Here is a 22,627-nt window from a genome sequence, read left to right on the forward strand (position 1 = left end):
TACAAAAAGTACTACAACAACGATGAGATACCCGGCCGCCCTTCGCGCATCCGCGCGTGCGTCACGTCGCGCACGCGCCACGCAATCCTCCGATACCGTCACCATTCGATCAGCACACGCAGCGGCAACGAACGCCTCGCTGCGTCTGCGCGTCGCCGCGGCCTCCATCGCGGGCGCGCTCGCGCTCGGCGCATGCGGCGGCTCGGATACGGTCACGACGCAGGCGAGCGCGTCGGCGTCGTCGCACAAACAGCCCAATATTCTCTACATCATGGCCGACGACCTCGGCTACTCGGACATCCACGCGTTCGGCGGCGAAATCAGCACGCCCAACCTCGACGCGCTGGTCGCCTCGGGCCGCATTCTCACGAACCATCACGCGGGCACGGTCTGCGCGATCACGCGTTCGATGCTGATTTCGGGCACCGATCATCACCTCGTCGGCGAAGGCACGATGGGCGTGCCCACCGACGAGCGCAAGGGTCTGCCCGGGTACGAAGGCTATCTGAACGATCGCGCGCTGTCGGTCGCGCAACTGCTCAAGGACGCGGGCTATCACACCTACATGGCGGGCAAGTGGCACCTCGGCTCGGGCATCGTCGGCAGCGCCTCGGGCAGCGGCCAGACGCCCGATCAATGGGGCTTCGAACACAGCTACGCGCTGCTCGGCGGCGCGGCCACGAATCACTTCGCGCACGAACTCGCGGGCTCGCAGAACTACACGGAAGACGGCGTGTACGTGCAGCCGGGGCAACCGGGCCAGCCCGGCGGCACGGGTGGCAATCCGGCCGTGTTCTATTCGACCAACTTCTATACGCAGAAGCTGATCTCCTACATCGACTCGCACAAGGGCGACGGCAAGCCCTTCTTTGCCTACGCCGCCTTCACGTCGCCGCACTGGCCGCTGCAGGTGCCGGACCCGTGGCTGCACAAATATGCGGGCGTGTACGACGCGGGCTACGACGCCATCCGCAACGCGCGCATCGCGCGGCAGAAAGCGCTCGGCCTGATTCCCGCCGACTTCCAGCCCAATCCGGGCCTGCCCGAAACGCTCACGCGCTCGGCCGCCACGGCCAACAACGGCACGGCGAGTGCGAAGTACATCAGCGCGGTGCATCCGGCGTCCGCAGGTTACGTCGATTACGGTCAGGGCAACGTCGACAAGGCGTGGTCGAGCCTGTCCGCCGACGAGCGCAAGTCGCAGGCGCGCTACATGGAGATCTACGCAGGCATGGTCGAGAATCTCGACTACAACATCGGACTCCTGATTCAGCATCTGAAGGATATCGGCGAGTACGACAACACCTTCATCATGTTCCAGTCCGATAACGGCGCCGAAGGCTGGCCGATCGACTCGGGCGCGGACCCCACCGCCACCGACACGGCCAACGCGCAGGAGCCCACCTACTCCGCGCTCGGCACCGACAACGGCAAGCAGAGCGCGCAGCGTCTGCAATACGGCCTGCGCTGGGCCGAAGTCAGCGCCGCGCCGTTCCGCTACACCAAGGGCTATTCGGCGGAAGGCGGCGTGTCCGTGCCGACCATCGCGCATCTGCCGGGACAGACCACGCAGGCGGCGACGCTGCGCGTCTTCACGCACGTCACCGACGACACCGCGACCTTCCTCGACGTCGCCGGCGTCACGCCGCCGAGCACGCCCGCGCCCGCACTCGTGAGCGCGCTCACGGGCGTCGACCAGAACAAGGGCAAGGTGGTCTATAACAACCGCTATGTCTATCCGGTCACGGGCAAGTCGCTGCTGCCGCTGCTCGACGGCACGAGCACGGGCGAAGTGCACACGGCCGCATTCGGCGACGAAGCCTATGGCCGCGCCTATCTGCGCAGCGCCGACGGCCGCTGGAAAGCGCTCTGGACCGAGCCGCCGCTCGGCCCCGTGGACGGCCACTGGCAACTCTACGATCTCGCCAGCGACCGCGGCGAAGTCAACGACGTATCCACGCAGAATCCCACCGTCATCCAGCAGTTGATCCAGCAATGGAACGACTACATGACGAACGTGGGCGGCGTCGAACCGCTTCAGCCGCACGGCTATTACTGAGGAAGCGGCAATGCGTTTCTGGCTCACCGGCGCGGCGGGCGGCGCCGCGATCTTCGCGGCGGCGTTCGCCTGGTCGTATGCGTCCCAGGCAAGCGCGGGCGCGGGCGGCTTCGATGCGCTCAACACCGGGCGACCGCTCGCGGCGCTCGGCAGCGAACGTCAGTGCGAGCGCTACGGCGGCCTGCCCGCGCGCTGGCGCGACGATCCGAAGGCGGGCATGGTGCATCTGCACGGCGGCGCGTTCGTGTTCGGCAGCACGCGCGGCTATCCCGACGAGCGTCCGGCCGGCGACGGCAACGCGCGCGTGAGCGGCTTCTGGATCGATCAGCACGACGTCACGATCGCGCAGTTCGCGGCCTTCGTCGCGGCCACGGGTTACGTCACGGAAGCCGAAAAACAGGGCGGCGCGGCGGTCTTTCACGTGCCCACGCGCGAGGAGATGAACGCGCGCGATCTGGCGTGGTGGTCGTGGGTGAACGGCGCGACGTGGCGGCATCCGCAAGGGCCGGGCAGCAATGTCGACGGCAAGGGCAACCTGCCCGTCACGCTCGTCACGCTGCACGACGCGCTCGCCTACGCGCACTGGCTCGGCCGCGATCTGCCGACCGAAGCCGAATGGGAATACGCGGGCAAGGCGGGCCATCAGGACGCGAGTCTCGACGCCGCGCCCGCCGACGCAAACGGCAAGCCCGCCGCGAACTACTGGCAGGGCGTGTTCCCGGTGCTGAACACGGCCGAGGACGGCCACGCGGGCCTCGCGCCCGTGGGCTGCTACGCGGCCAACGATTTCCGCCTTTACGACATGATCGGCAACGCGTGGGAGTGGACCCGGGACGCCTACAGCGGCCCGCATCAGTCGCACACCAACGGCGACACCTTCGCGGTCGCGCCCGCCGGCCGCCGCCATGACACGGCGATGGTCATCAAGGGCGGCTCATATCTGTGCTCGCGCGATTACTGCGTGCGCTATCGCGCGTCGTCGCGCGAGCAGCAGGAAGCGGATCTCGCGGCATCGCATATCGGCTTTCGCACCGTGCTGAGGGATCCGGCATGAGGCGCGCGATGGGGGTATCGACGATGATGCCGGCCGTGGTGCTGTGCGTGGCAGGCGCGCTCGCGCACGCGGCGGAACCGGCGCAAGCGACGCAACCAACGTCATCGCCCGCGTCCGCCGCAATCCGCGTGGGCGTCACGCCCGGCACGCACGCGCAGATCATGGACGAGGTCAAGCGCGTGGCCGCCGCGCGCGGTCTGCCGCTCGACGTCGTCGTGTTCGACGACCCCGCGCGCATCGACACGGCGCTCGCCGCGCACCGCATCGACGCCGCCAGCTTCGAGGACGCCTCCAGCCTCGATGCGACGCGCGCGGCGCACGGTTACGCGCTCGCGAGCGTCGCGCCGACCGTCACCTTGCCGATGGCGCTTTACTCGCGGCGTCTGCGCAATCTGAGCCAGTTGCGGCCCGGCGCGACCGTGGCGATTCCCGCCGACGCGCGCGGCGCCGCGCGCGCGCTCGTGCTGCTGCAGAACGACACGCTCGTGACGTTCCGCGACAGCGCGGGCCTGCACGCGAGCACGCGCGATATCACCGGCAACCGGCTCAAGCTGAAGCTCGTCGCGGTGCCGCGCGCGCAGTTGTACACGGCGCTCGATCACGCCGATCTCGTCGCGATGCCGAACGAGGACGCGGCGCGCGCGGGCCTGCAACCGGCGCGCGACAGCGTGAGCTACGAAGACGCGCGCTCGCCCTACGCCGACGTGCTGACGGTCCGCGAGTCCGACCGCGCGCAACCGTGGGTGCGCACGCTGATCGCCGCGTATCACTCCGACGACGTCGCGCATTTCCTGCTCACGCGCTACGCGGATTCGGTGCGGCGGCCGTGGTGATCGACACCGGCTCGCTCGCCTGCACCGCCTGCGGCCAATGCTGCAACAGCCCGCCCGCGCTCTCGCTGCGCGAGTGGTTCGCGCAGCGCGCGGTGTTCGTCGGCAGCATTGCGATCGAGCGCGTGCCGCGCCGTCGCGCGGGCGAGCGTCTGCACGCTGAAACCGACGCACGACTTCTCGACGATGACGACGTCGCGGACCACGACGCGCTCGCCAACGCGCTGTTTCATCGCGCGCCCGACGGCGGCTGGCTCGCGGTGACGCTGCAAGGCTACGACTATCCGTCGACGGCGCGCTGTCCGGCGCTCGCGGCCGATGGCGGCTGCACGCTGCACGACGCGGGCAAACCCGCGCGCTGCGCCGCCGTGCCGCTCGATCCGCTCGTGCCGGACCGCTGGCAGCCGCTCGTGCTCGCCGCGCGGCGCGCGAGCACGCAGGCGCCGCATTGGCGCGGCGCGGACTGCATCCGCGACGGGCTCGAAGCGGGCGCGACGCCGCTGATCGAAGCGGGCCGCGTGATCGACACACAGGCGCTCGCGCGCGAGCGCGACGCGCTGGTGTTCGAACGCGCGCTCTGGCGCGATGCGGTAGCGGCATCGCTCGTCGGGACGGCGTCGGCGCGCGCCTCGCTCAACGCGGTGCGTCCGGGCGCGCGGTTCACGATTGCGCCCGTTCCCGCGCTGCTCGCCGTCGCGCGGATTTCCGCGGCGTGCCGCGCCGCCGCCATCGACGTGATCGACCGCCAGCGCGCGCTGATCGACACCAGGGTCGCCGCCGCGCTCGCGCGCCGCCGCCTCGACGAACGCGCCATCACGCAGGAATTGCGCGGCTTCGCGCTGGTTCTCTCGCGCGCACGCGATGAACTCGCGAACGCCTTCGTGCAACCGTCCGCACCCTTCGCGCACGACGCCGAACGCTGGCTCGGTCTGCGCTGATCGTGCCACATCGCGCACACTCGCGCACACTTCCCCCGCCGATCCCACCCCAAATCGCGCCGCCGGGTTGTCCGTCGAGCCGCCCTCCGAGTCACTCGTCGAAAGGGTAAATACCGAGAAAATCCGTCGGCGCCGGAAAGCAATCAGAAGGGCTTGCTTTTTTATACTTGCACCCATTCGATCACAGTACCGCCACGAGGAGACACCCCCGCATGCTTTTCCGCGCCCAGCAACTCGGCCGCGCGCTGATGCTCTGCATCGCGCTGGGCGCCGCCGCGCAAGCGCGCGCGGAGCCGATCCGGCTGATGATGGGCGGCATGTCGAAGATCGTCTATCTGCCGGCCGTGCTGGCCGCGCAGCTCGGTTATTTCCGCGACGCCGGGATCGACGTCCAGGTCGTCTCGCTGCCCGCGGGCATCGACACCTCTACCGAACTGATCGCGGGCGCCATCGAAGGCGCCGTCGGTTTCTACGATCACACCATCGATCTGCAAAGCCGCGGCGAGGATGTGCTCTCGGTCGTGGTGTTCCAGCGCGCGGCGGGCCTCGCCGAACTGGCGTCCACGCGCTCCGCCGCGGGCCGCGCAATGCAGTCGATGGCCGACGCGCGCGGCAAGCGCTTCGGCGTGACCGGCTTCGGTTCGTCCACCTGGGTGATCACGCGCTATCTCGCCACCCGCGCGGGCGTGGCGCCGGGCGACTACACCGTCGTGCCGCTCGCGACCGACACGCGCTTCGCCGACGCCATCGAGCACGGCAGCATCGACGCGGGCATGGTCGAGGAACCCACGGCCACGCGTCTGCTGACGAGCGGCGCGGCGCGCGTGCTGGCCGACATGCGCAGCGTCGAGGGCACGCAGCACTGGCTCGGCGGCCCGTATGCGGGCGCGTGCCTCTATCTGCGCCGCAGCTGGGTGCGCGAGCATCGCCGCGAAACACAACAGATGGTGCAGGCGCTGGTGCGCGCGCTGCGCTACATCGGCTCGCATCCGGCCGCCGACATCGTCGCGCTGCTGCCGCCCGGCGTGACCGGCAGCGACCGCGCGGCCTACACGCGCGCGCTCGCCGACGCGCAGCCCGCGTTCTCGCCCGACGGCACGATGCCGCCCGGCGCGCCGCAAACCGTGCTGAACGTGCTGATGACGGCCGGTTCGCGCGTGAGCGCGAAGCACGTCGACCTGTCGCAGACGTGGACCGACGAATTCGTGACCGGCGTGCAGCCTGGCGTGCAGAGCGCACCGACGCCGACGCAGCAAACCACGCAGTAGAGACAGCAAAAGAATCACGCTAAAACGCACATAAAAAAGACCACCCCGGCAGACGGGACCCACCCGCCGCCCCCACCGACCGAACACGGCAGATCAACGCAACCGGCCCGCAAGACGGGCCGACACACCGGGCAACACCGGGACGCATCCCGCACCGGCGAGGCAGCCACGACGCATGCCGCGCCGCCCACGGACGCGTCCTTCAACCAAAGGTATTCGACATGACACCAGCCAGCAGCAGCGCCGCTCCGGCCCGCCCGACCTCCGGCACGGCCGCCCTCGCGCCCGAATCGAAAGCCCGCACCGTGTTCCGCGCGGTCAGCGGCAACTTCCTGGAAATGTACGACTTCATGGTCTACGGCTATTACGCAGCCGCGATCGCGTCGACGTTCTTCCCGGCCGACAGCGAATTCGCCTCGCTGATGCTCGCGCTGTCCGTATTCGGCGCGGGCTTCCTGATGCGTCCGCTCGGCGCGATCGTGCTCGGCGCGTACATGGACCGTCACGGCCGCCGCAAGGGCCTGATCCTTTCGCTGTCGCTGATGGCCGTCGGCACGCTGTGCGTCGCCGTGGTGCCGGGCTACGCCACCATCGGCATCGCCGCGCCGGCCATCGTGCTGATGGGCCGTCTGCTGCAAGGCTTCTCGGCGGGCGCGGAACTCGGCGGCGTGTCGGTCTATCTCGCCGAAATCGCCACCAAGGGCAACCGCGGCTTCTATTGCTCGTGGCAGTCGGGCAGCCAGCAGGTCGCCGTGGTGTTCGCCGCCGCGCTCGGCGTGGCGCTGCACGCACTCGTGCCCGCGCCGGAAATGCATAGCTGGGGCTGGCGCGTGCCGTTCGTGGTCGGCTGCATGATCGTGCCGTTCCTGTTCTACATCCGCCGCACGCTGCGCGAAACCGAAGAATTCGAAGCGCGCCGCCATCATCCGGGCATCGGCGAGATCGCGCGCGCCATTGCGAGCAACTACGGCATCGTGCTCGCGGGCATGGGCCTCGTCATCATGACGACGACCTCGTTCTACCTGATCACCGCCTACACGCCGACCTTCGGCAAGGTCGAGCTGAATCTCTCGTCGCTCGACGCGCTGCTCGTCACGGTCTGCGTGGGCGTGTCGAACTTCATCTGGCTGCCGATCGCGGGCGCCGTGTCGGACCGCGTCGGCCGCGCGCCGGTGCTGATCGCCTGCACGGCGCTCGCCATCCTCACCTGCTATCCGGCGATGCAGTGGCTCGTGGCCGCGCCCTCGTTCGGCGCGCTGCTCGCGGTCGAACTGTGGCTCTCGACGCTCTACGCGTGGTACAACGGTGCGATGGTCGTCGCGCTGACCGAACTGATGCCCGCGCACGTGCGCACCACGGGCTTCTCGATGGCGTACAGCCTCGCCACGCTCATCGGCGGCTTCACGCCGGCGATCTCCACGTGGCTGATCCACCTCACCGGCGACAAGGCCGCGCCGGGCGCATGGATGAGCGTCGCCGCGGTGTGCGGCCTCGTCGCCACGCTGTTCCTGTATCGTTCGAAGGCCACGCGCGAACAGTACAAGACCGCGTAACCCGCAACGGAAGGACCGAAGGACCGCCTGGGCATGAGACTTTTGCTCGTCGAAGACAACGAACAACTCGCGCATTGGCTCACGCGCACGCTGACCGATGACGGTTTCATGCTCGACCACGTCGGCGACGGCGAGGCGGCCGAGGACGCGCTGCGCGCGTCGTCGTACGACGTGGTGCTGCTCGATCTGAATCTGCCGCGCATGTCGGGCAAGGCGCTGCTGCGCCGCATGCGCTCGCGCGGCGACGCCACGCCCGTGCTGATCCTCACGGCCACCGGCGCTATCGACGAAAAAGTCGTCTGTCTGGGCGCCGGCGCCGACGACTACATCGTCAAACCCTTCGACGCGCGCGAGCTGGTGGCGCGCGTCAAGGTGCTGGCGCGCCGCCAGGCGCCCTCGCGCTCGAACCGCATCCGCTGCGGCGACCTGCTCTACGACATGGACAGCCGCCGCTTCTACGTGGATGAAGACGCGCTCACGCTCACGCCGCGCGAACACGCGGTGCTCGAAACGCTGATCCTGCGCGCGAAGAAAACCGTCTCCAAGGCCACGCTCGCCGAATCGGTCAGCGACGCCGACGCGCCCACCAGCGAGGACGCGATCGAAATCTACGTATCGCGTCTGCGCAAGAAGCTCGAAAAAAGCAGCGCCACCATCATCACGCTGCGCGGCCTCGGCTATCTGCTCGAAGACGCCGAAGCCGACGAATAACGCACGATGCACGCGCACGATGCCCTCCGCGGATGAAACCCACCAATAGCCTGCGCGTTCGCCTGCTGCTCTGGCTCGTGCTGCCGATGACGGTGTTCATCGCGGCGGCGGGCGTGATCACGCACGGCAACGCGTGGCGCACCGCGAATCTCCTGCAGGACGACGCGCTGCTCTCGGCGGCGCGCGTGATGGCGGGCGACATCGGCTGGGAAGGCAACACGCTGTCCGCGCCGATTTCGCCGAGCGCGATCGAAATCCTGCGCACCGCGAGCCGCGATCAGGTGTTCTTCCGCGTGCAGGAAATCGGCGGGCCGATCATCGCGGGCACGTCCGATTTTCCGCAGCGCGTGCCCGATGTCTCGCCGCAGTGGTACGACGCGAAAGTGGACGGCGTGCCGATCCGCGCGGTCTCGCTGATCCGGCCGATGTACGACGCGGGCGTGACGCGCCGCGTGGTGATTTCGGCGGGCCGCACGCTCAACGAACGCGACGCGCTGGCGCTCGCGCTCTGGCGTCCGCAGATGTTCTATTTCGCGGCTATCGTCGCGGCGGCGATCGTGCTCGTGAGCGTCGCGCTCACGCTCGAACTGCGTCCGCTCACGCGGCTCGCGCGCGGGCTGCCCGAGCGCGTGCGCACGTCGTCGGTGCGCATCGACACCGAGCCGCTGCGCACCGAACTGCGCCCGATCGTGAGCGCGTTCAACGAATGTCTCGACATCATCGAGCGCAAGACGGCCATGCAGCGACGCTTTATCGCCGATGCCGCGCATCAGTTGCGCACGCCGCTCACGCTGCTCGGCACGCAGTTGCAGTACGCGCGCCGCCAGCAGGACCCCGAGCGCCTGCACGAAACGCTCACGGCGATGCATCAGAGCAATCGCTCGCTGGTCGGTCTGACGAACCAGTTGCTCACGCTCGCGCAGGCCGAAGCCGCCGATTACACCCAGTTCGAGGGCGTGCGCGTGGACATGCGCGCGGTGGCCACGGGCGTGATCGAACAGCTCGCGCTGCTCGCGCAGCGGCGGCGCGTCGAACTCGTCGCCACGCTCGCCGAGCAGGCCGTGGTGATGGGCAACGAGCAGTTGCTCACGGTGCTCGTGTTCAATCTCGTCGATAACGCCATCCGCTATTCGCCCGAAGGCGGCACGGTGGCGGTGACGCTGGTGGGCGCGTCGGCGTCGGTGACGCTGTCGGTCGCCGACGAAGGCGCGGGCATTCCCGACGCGTTGCGCGACAAGGTCTTCGAGCCGTTCTTCCGCGCGTCGACGCAGCCGGGCAGCGGGCTCGGTCTTGCCATCGTGCGTGAAATCGCGCGCGCGCATCGCGCGGAGATCCGGCTGGAGCGCGGCGTGGAAGGACGCGGGACGGCGGCGGTGGTACAGTTTCCGGTGGGGTGAGAGGACGCGCTGCGGCTGGATCAGCCGCAGAAAGCGAGCCCCGACAGCAGGCTCAAAAGCGCCGCAGGCGTCAGATAACCGACGAACGCATACGCCACGAGCACGCTCACGAGCGCAAACGCGCAGACGCCCGAAACGTGCCGCTTCACACGCTCGCTCATACGGGCTGCGCCGCCAGCCTCGCCACGCGCCGATCGTCGATCGGCATATGCAGCAAGCCGGATATCACGCCCAGCGCCACCGATCCGTACCAGAGCGGCGCATACGAATGCATCGCGTCGAACACCACGCCGCCCAGCCACACGCCGAAGAAACTGCCGAGCTGATGGCCGAAGAACACGAAGCCGAACAAGGTCGCGATATAGCGCACGCCGAACACCTGCGAGACGATGCCGTTCGTCAGCGGCACGGTGCCGAGCCACGTGAGCCCCATCACCGCCGCGAAGACGTAGAGGCTCGCGGTCGTGAGCGGCAGCGTCGCGAACAGCGCCATCGCCGCCGCGCGCACGAAGTAAATGCCCGAGAGCAGCCATTTGCGCCGCAGCAATCCGCCCGCGTAGCCGCATAAAAACGTGCCCACCGTGTTCGCCAGCGCGATGATCGCGAGCGCCATGCTCGCCTCGCGCGCGTTCATGCCCTTGTCGAGCAGATACGCGGGCAGATGCGCGCCGATGAACGCGAGCTGGAATCCGCACGCAAAGAAGCCAAGATTGAGCAGCCAGAAGCCGCGATGCGCGAACGCCTCTTTCACGGCGGCGCGGATGCCGGTTTCGGATTCGGTGTCGTCCTGTCCATGCGTTGCGTCGGTGGCGTGGCCCGCCGGCCGGTCGCGCAACCACGCCGCGAGCGGCGCGCTCGCGAGCATCACGGCGGCGAACGCGAGGATCGCCGTGGTCCAGCCCGCCGCGCCGATCAGCGTCTGCGCGAACGGCACCATCACGAACTGCCCGAGCCCGCCGATGGTGCCCGCGACGCCGAGCGCCCAGCCGCGCCGATCGGCGGGAAAAAGCCGCGACAGCGCGCCATAGACCGCGCCGAACGCCGTGCCCGACAAGGCCACGCCGATCAGCACGCCCACGCCGAAGGTGTAGACGCCCGTCGACGCCGCCAGCGCCATCACGACGAGCCCGAGCGCGTAGAGCAGCGCGCCCGCGAAGATCACGCGCGCCGAGCCGTAGCGGTCGGCGATCATGCCGGTGAACGGCTGCGCAACGCCCCAGAGCAGATTCTGCAAGGCCAGCGCGAGGCCGAAGGTTTCGCGCGGCCAGCCGCGCGCGAGCGTGACCGGCAGCAGAAACAGGCCCTGCACGTTGCGCACGCCCAGCGCCGCGCCCATCACGATGCCGCCCGCGCCCACCAGCAGCCAGCGCCGCCGCCATGCTTCGTCTCGATCCCACACCGTCGCTCTCCTCGCGCGTGCTTGATTCACGCAGTAAAGCGCGCGAACGGGGCGGCGTTCAAGCCAGTTTTTAGCGCGATTCGCATGTATGAAACGCATGCGAAAGCCGTTCAGACGACGCCGGGCCGCGCCTCATCGAGTATCCAGTCGATAACGGCGCGCACGTGGTCGCGCGGCGCTGCGTCGGCGCGGCAGAGCCAGTAGGCGTAGCCGGTCGGACGCGTGGGCCACGCCGCGCCGATGGCGACGAGCCGTCCGTCGGCCAGCATCGGCTCGACCAGCGCCTGGCGTCCGAGCGCGATGCCGCGTCCCGCCAGCGCGGCCTGGATCACCTGATCGTATGTGTTGAAGCGCAGCACGCCGCGCGGCTGCGCCGCGTCGAGGCCGAGTTCGCCGAGATGATCGGCCCAGCGCAGCAACGGACGGCGCGGGCCGTCGAATTCGAGCAGCGCATGCTGTGCGAGCGTGGCCGCGTCGAGCGCCGCGACGCCCAGCGACGGATGCGCGACCGGCATCACGTATTCCTCGTAGAGCCGCGTCGCGTCGGGCAAGGCCGCGCTCGCGCCCGCATAGCGCAAGGCAAGGTCGATGCCTTCGGCGCGCAGGTCGAGCACTTTGTCGGAGGCCGCGACGCGCACGTCGATCTGCGGATGCCGCGCCTGCAGACTGCCGAGACGCGGCAGCAGCCACAGGCCCGCCACGCCCAGACTCGCGGTGATCGTGACCGGCTGGCGCGCGCGCGGCGCCATCAGCGCGCCCATCACGTCCTGCAACTGCGCGACCGCGCTTTCGGCCGTGCGAAACAGGCGCTCGCCCTCGGGCGTGAACGCGATCGAACGATAGCCGCGATGAAAGAGACGCACGCCCAGCAGGTCTTCGAGCGCGTTGATCTGGCGGCTCACCGCCGACTGCGTGAGACACAGATCCTCGGCGGCGAGCGTGATGCTCATGCGCCGGCCGACCGCCACGAAACCGCGGATGAAGTCGAGCGACGGCAGTTTGACGAGCGGCACTGGCATGCGTGATCCTCATGCGAACGGTGCGAGAAGATTGATTGATGCGCGCGGCGGGGTCAAGTGCAATGTCGGTTCCCGAATCGCTCCTGAAACGCCATGAATATCGACGACTACGACCCGCCGCCCGAGCGCATCGCGCTGATCGCCGCCGACGGTTACCGCCTCGGCGCTTATGTCTGGCGCGGTCGTCCATCGAGTGAGGCGAGCACGCGTCCCGTTGTGGTCGTCAATCCCGCCACGTCGGTGCGCTGCCGCTACTACTTCCGCTTCGCCGCCTGGTTGTGCCGGCACGGCTGCGACGTGCTGCTCTACGACTATCGCGGTATCGGTGAATCGCGTCCGCCCGACCTCGCCGCGCTCGACGCCAGCTGGCTCGACTGGGGCGAACGGGACTGCGAAGCCGCGCTGCGCTACGCGCGCGTGGCGTTTCCGGGCCAGCCGATCGACGTGGTCGCGCACAGCATCGGCGGCTTCGTGCTCGGGCTCGCGCCGTCGAACCGGCACGTGCGCCGCGTCTTCACGATGGGCGCGCAGTACGCCCACTGGCGCGATTACGCGCTGCGCAGCCGCCTCGCGATGCTGATGAAGTGGCACGTCGCGATGCCCGTGCTCGCGCATCTGTGCGGCTATGTTCCGGCGGCGCGGCTTGGCTGGATGGAAGACACGCCGCGCGGCGTCGCGCTCGCGTGGAGCCGCAGCCGCGCGCGTTTCGAGGATACCTACGCGCGCGCGCCCCTCGCCCGCACGCCGGAGCAACGCGCCGCGCTGGTCGCGCGCTTCGCCGGACTGCGCGCGACCACGCTCGCACTCAGCGTCACCGACGATCCGTTCGGCACGATTGCCGCCGTCGAACGCCTGCTGCGCTATTTCACGCACAGCCGCGCGACGCATCTGCGGCTCGCGCCCGCGCAGATCGGCGCGGCGCGCATCGGCCATTTCGCGTTTTTCAATGCGCGTTTCGACGCGACGCTCTGGCCGATCGCGCGCGACTGGCTGCGCGACGGGCGCCTGAGCGCGGCTACGCCCGGCACGATCGTGTCGGGCGGCTTCGACGGTGAAGCCGAAGCCGAGGCCGAAGCAAACTGCGCAAGCGCCGACGCCCTCGCCGATGCGCGCCCGTGGCGCTGACGTCATCGGCGAAATTCGACCGGTCGTTCTTTTTTCCACCGATTCTGCTATCGTGCACGAACCGTCCGGCCGCGACGGATTGAATCGCAGCGTCATCAAAACGCCATCGCGCCTTCGCCAGACTGCTTCGGTCGCCCCGACGCGCGTGGACCATTCGAGGACCTCATGAGCGCAGACTTCCAGCATCGTTACGCGTATACCAACGGCATCCGCATGCATTACGTCGAGCACGGCGAAGGTCCGCTCGTGCTGCTCTGTCACGGCTGGCCCGAGTCCTGGTACGCGTGGCGGCATCAGATCGAGGCGCTGGCGGCGGCGGGCTATCGCGTCGTCGCCCCCGATCAGCGCGGATACGGCGACACCGAGGCGCCGCTCGACACCGCCGCCTACGACATCCTCCATCTGACCGGCGATCTCGTCGGGCTCGTCAACGCGCTGGGCGTTCGCCAGGCGACGATCGTCGGCCACGACTGGGGGTCGATCGTCGCGGCCCACGCGGCGCTGCTGCGGCCCGACCTGTTCCGCGCGCTCGCGCTGTGCAGCGTGCCGTATCTGCCGCGCTCGCGCGTGCGCCCGGCCGTGCACTTCGCCAGCAACACGCAGGAGCATCACTTCTACCAGGAGTATTTCCAGACGCCCGGACGCGTCGAGCGCGAACTCGAAGAAGACGTGCGCCGCGCGCTGCTCGGCGTCTACTACACGGCGGGCGGCGAGAGCCGGCGTCATCCGGAGCACGCGCGCATCGGCTTCATGGCGTTCCCGAAAAGCGCGCGTTTCGTCGACAGCCTCGCGTATCCCGACACGCTGCCGCCCTGGCTCAGCGACGCCGATCTCGACGTGTTCGCCGCGCAATACCGCAAGAGCGGCTTTCGCGGCACCGTCGACTGGTATCGCAATCTCGATCGCAACTGGGCACTCACGCCTTTCCTCGACGGCGCGCGCATCCAGCAGCCGACGCTGTTCGTCGCGGGCGAGCAGGACGGCGTGATCCGCATGACGGCGAAGGCCTACGAAGCGCTCGAAACCAACGTGCCGCGCCTCTCGCGCAAGGTGCTGCTGCCCGAGGCGGGCCACTGGATCCAGCAGGAACGTCCCGCCGACGTCAACGCGCTGCTGGTCGATTTTCTGCGCAGCGAGGCCGTGCAGCGCGAGTTCGGTTAAGGCGCGCGCGGGTCGCGGCCGGGTCGTGCCGGGTCGTGCATTAGCAGAAAAAATCCGCGGGAAACCCGAAAAAAAACCGCCGTCGCGTGCGCCCCACGCGACGGCGGTTATGCGTTGCGCAAATCCGCCCGTCAGGTTATAAATGAAAATAATTCTTATTCAGTAACATGACTGAGCCGATCCATCGGCTGATGCGCCGGCCTGCCGCGCGGGGTGAAAAGGGGAAGTTCGATGTCCGCCGTCCAACTCGACGTGCAGCGGGAAGTGCATGCGCTCTACCGTGACCATCACGGCTGGCTGCATGGCTGGCTGCGCCGCAAGCTCGGCAACGCCTTCGAAGCGGCGGACCTCGCGCAGGACACATTCTTGCGCATTCTCGGCGCGCACGAGCGGCTTGGCGCGCTCGAACTGCGCGAGCCGCGCGCCTACCTCACCACGGTCGCGCGCCGCGTGCTGCTCAATCACTACCGGCGGCTGTCACTCGAACAGGCGTTTCTCGACGCCCTCGCCTGTCTGCCAGAGCCGCAGGCGCCCTCGCCCGAAGACCGCTATCTGATCCTCGAAACGCTGCACGAAGTCGATGTGATGCTCGACGGCCTCGCGCCGCGCGCGCGCACCGCGTTTCTGCTCGCGCAGCTCGAAGGGCTGACCTACGCGGAAATCGCCGAGAAGCTCGACGTCAACGTGCGCACGGTGAAGCGCTATATGGCGAGCGCGTTCGAAGCCTGCTTGCTGATGACGCTGTGAAGCCGCCGTACATCACGCATGCCGACGCGGGCAGCGACAGCGCCGCGCACGCCCAGCCCGAGTCCCTCAACGCGTTCGATTCCTTCGACGACGACGCGCGTCCGCTCGAACGCGCCGTCGCGCGCGCGGCCGCGCAATGGCTCGTGCGGCTCGCCGACAACCCGACGGCCGAGGACATCGCCGCCTGCTCGCGCTGGCGCGCCGCCGATCCCGAACACGCGCGCGCCTGGCGCCGCGCCGAACGCCTGAACGCGAAATTCCGCGCCGTGCCCGCGAACCTCGGCATGCCCGCGCTCGCGCGCGCCGAGCGCCGCGAAGGTGGCGAGCGCGTCGCGAACGGCGCGCGCCGCTCGGCGCTCAAGGCGCTGACCGTGCTGCTGGCCGCCGGTCCGAGCGCGTATCTCGCGTGGCGCGCGACGCCGTGGCGCGTCTGGACCGCCGACGCGCGCACGGCCACCGGCGAGCGCCGCACTCTCGTGCTCGACGACGGTTCGCGCGTCGACATGAACACGGCCACCGCGCTCGACGTGGCCTTCGACGCGCACGAACGCCGCGTGCGGCTCGACGCGGGCGAAATCTTCGTCGAGACCGCGCCCGACGGTGCGACCAACCATGCCGCCGATCGCACAGGCACGACGCCCGCGCAAGGCCGGCCGTTCATCGTGCAGACGGACGACGGCCGGATCCGCGCGCTCGGCACGCGCTTTGTCGTGCGCCAGCTCGGCGATGCGGCCACCGCAGGCGACGGCGACGGCACGCACGTCGCCGTGCTGCACGGCGCGGTCGAGATCACGCCCGCCGACGCGCCGCATCTCGTGCGCGTGGTCAACGCGGGCGAGCAGACGCGCTTCACGTCGCGCACCATCGACGCCCTCACGCCCGCCGATCCGCACGCCGCCGACTGGACCCACGGCGTGCTGTTCGCGGACCACGTACGGCTCGCCGACTTCCTCGCCGAAATCGGCCGCTACCGCAGCGGCCTGCTGCGCTGCGACCCGGCGGTCGCGGACCTGCGGATCTCGGGCGCCTTCCAGCTCGCCGACACCGACAGCCTGCTCACGGCGTTGCCCTCGACGCTGCCCGTGCAGGTGGTCTGGCGCACGCGCTACTGGGTGACGGTGGCCGCCGCGCCTGCTGCTGCCTCCATGCCCGCCGCGGGCGACAGCGCCGCGCGTCGCGAAACGACCTGATTCTCCGCGCCTGACCTGCCGACGCGCATTGACGGCGCGTCGTTCTTTCGCCGTCTTCGCACCGCTTCTTTTGCCTCCTGGCTCGCGCGCCTCACGCCATCGAAAAAAAATCGTCGCGCGCATGTTCCGCGTGTCCCCTTTCCGGCGTTCGCGTGTCAAGCACGTATCGACTCACCCAATTCAATTCGAACGATCAGGAGTTTTCATGTCCGAACGCCGGCCCCGCCGCGCCGCCCAGGCCGTTGCGCGCCACGCCGCCCGCTGCCGTCTTCACACGCTCGCCTTGCGCGCGATTCCGCTCGGCCTCGTGCTGGGCGGCCTCGCTACCGCGCCCGCCGCGTTTGCTGCAACCCCTGCCGCCGCCCCTGCCGCCGATCCTGGCGCTGCCGCCGCCAGCACGACGGCCGACGCCGCGAAGGCCTACGACATTCCCGCAGGCCCGCTCGGCACCGCGCTCTCCAATTTCGCCGTGCAGGCGGGCGTGAGCGTGCAGCTCGATCCGCATCTCGTCGACGGACTCAACACGCGCGGCCTGCGCGGCAACTACACGGTCCACGGCGGCTTTAGCGCGCTGCTCGCCGGCTCGAATCTGGAAATCGCGCAGAGCACGCCGGGCGTCTGGTTCGTGCGCCCGCGCAGCGCCCAGTCCGCCGCCGCCGACGACGCCAGCACGCTGCCCGCCGTGACGGTCGCGGGCCAGACCGACAACGCCTACGGCCCGACCGACGGCCTCGTCGCGAAGTGGAGTTCGACGGCCACCAAGACCGGCACGCCGATCGTCGAGACGCCGCAATCGATCTCGGTCGTCACGCGCGACCAGATGAATCAGCAGAACGCGCAGACGCTCAACGCGGCGGTGCGTTACGAAGCGGGCGTCACGCCCGAAACGCGCGGCAGCGTGGCCACGCGCTACGACATGCTCAACGTGCGCGGCTTCAGCGCCGACACGTACTGGAACGGCCTCAAGCAGATCGGCAACGGCATGTACTCGACGCCGCAGGTCGATCCGTATCTGATGGACCGCATCGAAGTGCTGCGCGGACCGACCTCGGTGCTCTACGGCCAGGCGCAGGCGGGCGGTCTGCTGAATCAGGAAAGCAAGCTGCCGACCGTCACGTCGACGCACGAACTGGGCGTGGAGTTCGGCAACTATCGCCATCAGCAATTGCAGGCCGACTTCTCCGGGCCGATCGCCGGCGACCAGCATTACCTCTATCGCTTCACGGCCATCGCGCGCCAGGAAGACGGTCAGGTGGAAAGCACGCGCAACGAGCGCATCGCCGTCGCGCCGTCGTTTACGTGGCGTCCCGACGATAAAACGTCGCTGACCGTCTACGCGCTCTATCAACGCGATCCGGCCAGCACGTCGTATGGCAGCGTGCCTTCGGTCGGCACGGCAATCTACGATCCGCTCGGCACCATCGCACGCAACTTCTACGACGGCGAGGAATCGTTCGAACGCTTCAGCCGCACCCAGGAAGCGCTCGGCCTGAAATTCGAGCATCGCCTGAACGACACGTGGCAGGTGCGCTCGAACGCGCGCTACTACCACATCAGCCAGGACTACCGCAGCGTCTACGGCAGCGGCCTCGAAGCCGACGGCTACACGCTCGACCGCGCGTCGATCGCCTCGTATGAACAGCTCAACTCGTTCGCGATCGACAACCAGGCGGAAGGCAACTTCTCGACCGGCCCCGTCGATCACACCGTGCTCGCGGGCTTCGACTATCAGCACTTCGGCACCAACTACGCGACCGGCTACGGCAGCGCGCCGTCGATCAACGTGTTCGATCCGGTCTACGGCGCGGACATCGACATGCCCGCGCTCACGAAGACGCACGCCACGAGCAATCAGTACGGCATCTACGCGCAAGACCAGTTGCGCTACAAGAAAGTGCTGATGACGCTCGGCGTGCGCCAGGACTGGGCCAACACCACGACGCGCGACGTCACCGACAACGGCACGCCGCAATGGCAGAACAATCACGCGTTCACGTGGCGCGGCGGCCTCACGTATCTGTTCGACAACGGCGTCGCGCCGTACTTCAGCTATTCGGAGTCGTTCGCGCCGCAGTCGGGCACCGACATCAACGGCAAGGCCTTCGATCCCGAGCGCGGCCACCAGTACGAACTGGGCATCAAGTTCCAGCCGAAGCGCTACAACGCGCTGTTCACGGCCGCGATCTTCGATCTCACGCGCAAGAACCTGCTGACCACCGACCTCGCCAATCCGAACTATCAAACGGAAGCGGGCGAGGCGCGCTCGCGCGGTCTGGAACTCGAGGCGAAGCTGAGCCTGACGAAGTCGCTCGACGTGTCGGCGAGCTATACGTATCTGAACACGGTCTACACGAAGGACAACAGCGGGCTGCAAGGCAAGCATCTGGCCGCGATTCCGTCGAACCAGGCGTCGCTGTGGGCGTACTACACGATCCACGGCGGCCCGCTCGCGGGTCTGTCGCTCGGCGGCGGCGGACGCTACACGGGCGCGACGTATAGCACCGATAACAGCTTCGAAGTCCGAAGCTTTTTCCTCGTCGATGCCTCGCTGCGTTACGACCTCGGCTACGCGATCCCGCGCATGAAGGGCGCGGAGCTGTACGTCAACGCGCAAAACCTGTTGAACAAGACCTACGTGGCCTCGTGCTACTACGGCAACTGGTGCGCGTATGGCTACGGCCGCCAGGTGTTCGCGGGAATGAACTACCGCTGGTAAGCGGTGGATGCGATTGATGCGATTGATGCGGTCGATGCGGTCGATGCGGTCGATGCGCGAGCGCACCAACCGCGCGAGCGCTCAGCCGGCCTGCGCAAGCAGGCTGGCCGCGCCCGCGTGACGATGCAGCCAGCGGATCATGTCCGAGTGCCTGACGACGCCGACGAGCCGCCGCGCGTCGTCGAGCACGGGGACTTCGTAGTACGCGTGATCCGCGAAAATCGGCACGAGGCTCGCGAGCGGCGCGCCGCGATGCACGGCGTGCACGCCCGCCGCCATGACGGCCTCGACCGTCTCTTCCATCTCGAGCGTGCGGCGGCGCAGGACGCGCCATAACGCTTGTCCCAGACCCAGCCCCAACGCCAGCCTACCCCCTCCCTCAGGCCGCCGCGCCGCCAGTTCCCGATGCGTCACCACACCGACCACGCGACGCGCCTCGTCGACCACGGGCAACGCATGCGCGCCATGCCGATGGAGACGCTCCCACGCGGCGTGGCGCGCCATCGTCAAGGGCACGGCGTGATCGGCGGCTGTCATCACGTCTTCGCAGGTTAGCGCGTCGAAGGTTTTGGCTTGTTGTGCTGCCTGTTGTGCTGCCTGTTGTGCTGCTTGTTGTGCTGCGTGTTGCGCCACCTGCCGCGCCGACGCCAGCGCAGCCACCACGTCGCGCGGATAGCGGTGGCCCGTGAGCGCATGAAAGCACAGCGCGGCGCCGAGCAAGGCCATCGACTGAAACGCGATCGGCGTGGCCACGAAGCCGAAGCCCAGCGCATGCACCGGCGGGCCGCCGAGCACGGCGGTCAACGCGACCGCGCCCGAAGGCGGATGCACGCAACGGCACACGAACATCGCGCAGATCGCGAGCGCCACCGCGACCGCCGCCGCCGCGACCGGCACGCCGATCCAGCGCGCGCACGCCACGCCCACGAGCGCCGAGACGAAGTTGCCGCCGAGTATCGACCACGGCTGCGCGAGCGGACTTTCCGAGGCGCCGAACAGCAGAACCGCCGACGCGCCCATCGGCGCGACGAGCATCGGAATGTCACGCGTGCCGCCGAACACCAGATGCGTGGCGACGCCCGTAACCGCGATGCCCACCAGCGCGCCCGCCGCGCGCCGCACGCCTTCGCGCCACGACGGTGCGGCAGGGTGCGGCCTGAAACGCCTGAGCCAGGCGAGGAGCGCGGTGCGCGACATGCGGGTATCCGGTAAAGATGACGTGGACTCAGCCTACCCGTTCGCCCGGCCTGCCAACAATTGAACTTTCTGAGCGGATATATAATTCATTGTTAATGCATGTTTAAATGCGCGCGATGAATCCCGAGCTTTCATTTACGTTTCGACACGCGGAAATTAATTCGGATTCCAGATTATTAAGCCACGAGCGAGGCTAGGCATTGTACCCGCCCGCGGCGCGCCCGCTACGCGCTACGACGCGCCACACTGACTAACGTTAGGAAACGTCACACATCAAACTAAAAATACCGACAAAGAATGTTAGCCTTGGTGTGCAATGTCTGGTCAGCATGTGCAGCGTTCGGATCATCGAATACAGGGAAAACAACAGGAGCTAGACGGTGACGATCAGGAGGCAACCTACTCGGAATACGCAGCGGAATACGCAGCGCCGTGCCACGCAAACATTCCAGCGCACCTTCAGGCGCACCGCCTGTCAGGCCGCCGTCGTCGCACTCGGGCTGGCCGGAGCCACCACCGGGCACGCCACGGAAAGCGCGCTCGGACGGCCGGTGGCCGGCACCAGCGTGCTCACGGGCGTGGGCGAGGTGCCGCCGGCCGGCATCTATGTCGTCAATATCGAGGACATTTATCTCGACGGCTCGATCTCCGGTTCGCGCACGGTGCCGCTCAACGGCAAGGCCTCGCTCGGCATCGACGCCAAGATCAACTTCACGCTCGCCTCGATCCTGCGCGGCTGGGGCAGCCTGGGCGGCTGGAGTTTCGCCTCGGGCATCACCGTGCCCTATATGTGGACCGAAGTGACCGGAACGGCGAGCGTCGGCCGGTTCGGGAATTCAACCACGCAAACCGCGTCGAACTTCTACGACCTCTACTTCACGCCCATCGAAGCCGGTTACAGCTTCTCGGCAAACTCGCATATCGCGCTGAGTTTCAACTTCTGGGCGCCCACGGGTTCGTACAATTCCAGCGCACTCGCCAACACGAGCCTGAACAACTGGACCTTCGTGCCGCAGGTCGCATGGACGCAACTCGTGCCCGAATACGGTCTGGAATTCGACGTGGTCGCCGGGCTGCAGTTCTATACGCGCAATCACGCGACCGATTATCAGAACGGCACGCTCTTCACGCTCGACGCGCTCGCGCTCAAGCGCTTTTCGAACGGCGTGGGCGTGGGTGTCGTGATGGGCACGGTCCAGCAGCTCGCCGACGACACCGGTCCGCTCGCCGACCGTCTGAATGGCTTTCGCGGCCACGACTTCTCGCTCGGCCCGATCATCACGTACGACACCAAGCTCGGCGGCAAAGCGCCGTTTTCGGCGAGCCTGCGCTGGGTGCCGAGCATCGCGAGCACCAATCGTCTGAAGAGTACGTCCACCTTCATGGCCACGGCCACGCTCGCATTCTGAAGGCTTCATCGAACGGACGAAAACCGTCCGTCTCGCGCACGCGCGTCCATCCGCCGCATGAGTCGGGCATAAGCCGCAGCTTGACCCGGTAAGTTAAATGACACGGCTGTCATGCAACGCCGCGTGCGCCTGCGATTTTCACGTCGCGCGCCCGCCCGTCGTCACGTTCGCGCCGCTCGCAAAGTCTGCGCAACTTAATGCTTTCTAAATTAGTTTTCATGTTTGGTGCGCGGCAACTTAAAACACCGCAACCGTACCGGAACCGATAATCCTCTACAGATTCAGGACTGAGAGGAATGCACCATGCAAAAGCCGATGTCGGTCGAACTCGTAAATGAATATGGCGAGCAGGCGCTCTGCGTGAAAGTCGACGGCAACACCGCGCTGCTCGACGCCGCCGAAGTCGATGGCTTCATCGAGGAACTCAGCAAGCTGCGCGCGTCGATGCGCCCCGCCGTGCCCGATCAGCCTTTGCGCTCGCATGAATATGTGATCGAAATCGATCCGTGCTGGTACACGGAACGCAATCCGCTGTTCGACGGCGCGGTGCTGTTCCTGCGTCACACCGGCCTCGGCTGGGCGGGTTTTGCGATTCCCACCGAAAGCATGCATCGACTCAAGGACGCACTGAGCGCGCACGAAGCCGCCGCGCAGCGCGAGTCGCACCTGCCCATGCACGCGCTGCCCAACTGAGTGCGTGCACGGCGCGCCGCCGGGCGTGCACCGTCCCGGTTCGACGCAGTCCGCCGCAGTCACTGTACTCCGCCACATCCCGTGAATCCGGGCCGCGCGTCGCGGACCGGGCAAGCGCGTTCGCCTGCGCGGCGCCGGCTCGTCCCTGCATTTCAGGGCAT

19 protein-coding genes are annotated in these 22,627 nt (G+C 68.1%); 15 read left to right on the forward strand and 4 right to left on the reverse strand.

What is annotated here, in order from left to right; translation table 11 throughout:
* Positions 1-22 precede the first annotated feature (22 nt).
* The 8 genes from SB764_RS22140 (at position 23) to SB764_RS22175 (ending at position 9,810) form a co-directional block, all read left to right on the forward strand.
* Complete coding sequence (locus tag SB764_RS22140) at positions 23-2,059, forward strand: arylsulfatase (RefSeq protein WP_080180665.1); 2,037 nt, start codon at positions 23-25, stop codon at positions 2,057-2,059.
* A 10-nt stretch (positions 2,060-2,069) separates the two neighbouring features.
* A complete protein-coding gene (locus tag SB764_RS22145) occupies positions 2,070-3,113 on the forward strand; it encodes a formylglycine-generating enzyme family protein (protein ID WP_065059881.1) in 1,044 nt (347 codons plus the stop codon).
* Positions 3,114-3,139: 26 nt separating this feature from the next.
* On the forward strand, positions 3,140-3,946 hold the full coding sequence (locus tag SB764_RS22150; RefSeq protein WP_322008243.1) for a MetQ/NlpA family lipoprotein: 807 nt from the start codon (positions 3,140-3,142) through the stop codon (positions 3,944-3,946).
* Positions 3,943-4,881 carry a flagellin N-methylase gene (locus tag SB764_RS22155; RefSeq protein ID WP_410864927.1) on the forward strand — a complete coding sequence of 313 codons (939 nt, stop codon included), beginning with the start codon at positions 3,943-3,945 and terminating at the stop codon, positions 4,879-4,881. The genes SB764_RS22150 and SB764_RS22155 overlap by 4 nt, the downstream gene beginning before the upstream one ends.
* A 212-nt stretch (positions 4,882-5,093) precedes the next feature.
* Positions 5,094-6,149, forward strand: coding sequence for an ABC transporter substrate-binding protein (locus tag SB764_RS22160; RefSeq protein ID WP_321893591.1), 1,056 nt, complete (start codon positions 5,094-5,096; stop codon positions 6,147-6,149).
* 221 nt (positions 6,150-6,370) lie between these two features.
* Positions 6,371-7,702 (forward strand): MFS transporter, encoded by a 1,332-nt coding sequence (locus tag SB764_RS22165; protein WP_065059884.1) that lies wholly within the window; start codon positions 6,371-6,373, stop codon positions 7,700-7,702.
* Positions 7,703-7,735: 33 nt separating this feature from the next.
* Entirely contained in the window at positions 7,736-8,413 is a 678-nt protein-coding gene (locus SB764_RS22170) for a response regulator transcription factor (protein WP_065059885.1), read from the forward strand.
* 32 nt (positions 8,414-8,445) lie between these two features.
* Entirely contained in the window at positions 8,446-9,810 is a 1,365-nt protein-coding gene (locus SB764_RS22175; RefSeq protein ID WP_065059886.1) for a sensor histidine kinase, read from the forward strand.
* 20 nt (positions 9,811-9,830) lie between these two features.
* On the opposite strand, the gene SB764_RS22180 is transcribed toward SB764_RS22175, so the two are convergent.
* From SB764_RS22180 to SB764_RS22190, 3 genes are all read right to left on the reverse strand, one after another.
* Entirely contained in the window at positions 9,831-9,971 is a 141-nt protein-coding gene (locus tag SB764_RS22180; RefSeq protein WP_156773739.1) for a hypothetical protein, read from the reverse strand.
* Positions 9,968-11,209: an MFS transporter gene (locus tag SB764_RS22185; RefSeq protein ID WP_124262188.1), complete on the reverse strand. Its 1,242-nt coding sequence runs from the start codon at positions 11,207-11,209 to the stop codon at positions 9,968-9,970. The genes SB764_RS22180 and SB764_RS22185 overlap by 4 nt, the downstream gene beginning before the upstream one ends.
* A gap of 110 nt (positions 11,210-11,319) precedes the next feature.
* The gene (locus tag SB764_RS22190) at positions 11,320-12,228 is read right to left on the reverse strand and encodes a LysR substrate-binding domain-containing protein (RefSeq protein WP_410864891.1); all 909 of its coding nucleotides are present in this window, start codon (positions 12,226-12,228) and stop codon (positions 11,320-11,322) included.
* Positions 12,229-12,321: 93 nt separating this feature from the next.
* Between SB764_RS22190 and SB764_RS22195 the strand changes: the two genes are divergently transcribed.
* From SB764_RS22195 to SB764_RS22215, 5 genes are all read left to right on the forward strand, one after another.
* A complete protein-coding gene (locus SB764_RS22195) occupies positions 12,322-13,353 on the forward strand; it encodes an alpha/beta fold hydrolase (protein ID WP_410864893.1) in 1,032 nt (343 codons plus the stop codon).
* Positions 13,354-13,518: 165 nt separating this feature from the next.
* Positions 13,519-14,514 (forward strand): alpha/beta fold hydrolase, encoded by a 996-nt coding sequence (locus SB764_RS22200; protein WP_410864895.1) that lies wholly within the window; start codon positions 13,519-13,521, stop codon positions 14,512-14,514.
* A gap of 231 nt (positions 14,515-14,745) precedes the next feature.
* Positions 14,746-15,261 carry a sigma-70 family RNA polymerase sigma factor gene (locus SB764_RS22205; protein ID WP_410864897.1) on the forward strand — a complete coding sequence of 172 codons (516 nt, stop codon included), beginning with the start codon at positions 14,746-14,748 and terminating at the stop codon, positions 15,259-15,261.
* Positions 15,258-16,451, forward strand: a complete 1,194-nt coding sequence (locus SB764_RS22210; protein WP_234774978.1) for a FecR domain-containing protein — start codon at positions 15,258-15,260, stop codon at positions 16,449-16,451. Before SB764_RS22205 ends, SB764_RS22210 begins: the two co-directional genes overlap by 4 nt.
* Before the next feature lie 205 nt (positions 16,452-16,656).
* Entirely contained in the window at positions 16,657-19,167 is a 2,511-nt protein-coding gene (locus tag SB764_RS22215; RefSeq protein ID WP_321905943.1) for a TonB-dependent siderophore receptor, read from the forward strand.
* 81 nt (positions 19,168-19,248) lie between these two features.
* On the opposite strand, the gene SB764_RS22220 is transcribed toward SB764_RS22215, so the two are convergent.
* Positions 19,249-20,364, reverse strand: a complete 1,116-nt coding sequence (locus tag SB764_RS22220; protein ID WP_410864900.1) for an HPP family protein — start codon at positions 20,362-20,364, stop codon at positions 19,249-19,251.
* A 500-nt stretch (positions 20,365-20,864) separates the two neighbouring features.
* Between SB764_RS22220 and SB764_RS22225 the strand changes: the two genes are divergently transcribed.
* Both SB764_RS22225 and SB764_RS22230 read left to right on the forward strand, forming a co-directional pair.
* Positions 20,865-21,773 carry a transporter gene (locus SB764_RS22225; protein ID WP_410864929.1) on the forward strand — a complete coding sequence of 303 codons (909 nt, stop codon included), beginning with the start codon at positions 20,865-20,867 and terminating at the stop codon, positions 21,771-21,773.
* A gap of 303 nt (positions 21,774-22,076) precedes the next feature.
* Positions 22,077-22,466 (forward strand): hypothetical protein, encoded by a 390-nt coding sequence (locus tag SB764_RS22230; protein ID WP_410864902.1) that lies wholly within the window; start codon positions 22,077-22,079, stop codon positions 22,464-22,466.
* Positions 22,467-22,627: the final 161 nt, after the last annotated feature.

Source organism: Paraburkholderia sp. SIMBA_027, from assembly GCF_046535315.1.
GTDB classification, from domain to species: domain Bacteria; phylum Pseudomonadota; class Gammaproteobacteria; order Burkholderiales; family Burkholderiaceae; genus Paraburkholderia; species Paraburkholderia tropica.

Coding starts and splice junctions, on each gene's coding strand:
- SB764_RS22140 (WP_080180665.1), top strand. CDS start 23: ATGAGATACCCGGCCGCCCTTCGCGCATCCGCGCGTGCGTCACGTCGC.
- SB764_RS22145 (WP_065059881.1), top strand. CDS start 2,070: ATGCGTTTCTGGCTCACCGGCGCGGCGGGCGGCGCCGCGATCTTCGCG.
- SB764_RS22150 (WP_322008243.1), top strand. CDS start 3,140: ATGCCGGCCGTGGTGCTGTGCGTGGCAGGCGCGCTCGCGCACGCGGCG.
- SB764_RS22160 (WP_321893591.1), top strand. CDS start 5,094: ATGCTTTTCCGCGCCCAGCAACTCGGCCGCGCGCTGATGCTCTGCATC.
- SB764_RS22165 (WP_065059884.1), top strand. CDS start 6,371: ATGACACCAGCCAGCAGCAGCGCCGCTCCGGCCCGCCCGACCTCCGGC.
- SB764_RS22170 (WP_065059885.1), top strand. CDS start 7,736: ATGAGACTTTTGCTCGTCGAAGACAACGAACAACTCGCGCATTGGCTC.
- SB764_RS22175 (WP_065059886.1), top strand. CDS start 8,446: ATGAAACCCACCAATAGCCTGCGCGTTCGCCTGCTGCTCTGGCTCGTG.
- SB764_RS22180 (WP_156773739.1), bottom strand. CDS start 9,971: ATGAGCGAGCGTGTGAAGCGGCACGTTTCGGGCGTCTGCGCGTTTGCG.
- SB764_RS22190 (WP_410864891.1), bottom strand. CDS start 12,228: ATGCCAGTGCCGCTCGTCAAACTGCCGTCGCTCGACTTCATCCGCGGT.
- SB764_RS22195 (WP_410864893.1), top strand. CDS start 12,322: ATGAATATCGACGACTACGACCCGCCGCCCGAGCGCATCGCGCTGATC.
- SB764_RS22200 (WP_410864895.1), top strand. CDS start 13,519: ATGAGCGCAGACTTCCAGCATCGTTACGCGTATACCAACGGCATCCGC.
- SB764_RS22205 (WP_410864897.1), top strand. CDS start 14,746: ATGTCCGCCGTCCAACTCGACGTGCAGCGGGAAGTGCATGCGCTCTAC.
- SB764_RS22215 (WP_321905943.1), top strand. CDS start 16,657: ATGTCCGAACGCCGGCCCCGCCGCGCCGCCCAGGCCGTTGCGCGCCAC.
- SB764_RS22220 (WP_410864900.1), bottom strand. CDS start 20,364: ATGTCGCGCACCGCGCTCCTCGCCTGGCTCAGGCGTTTCAGGCCGCAC.
- SB764_RS22230 (WP_410864902.1), top strand. CDS start 22,077: ATGCAAAAGCCGATGTCGGTCGAACTCGTAAATGAATATGGCGAGCAG.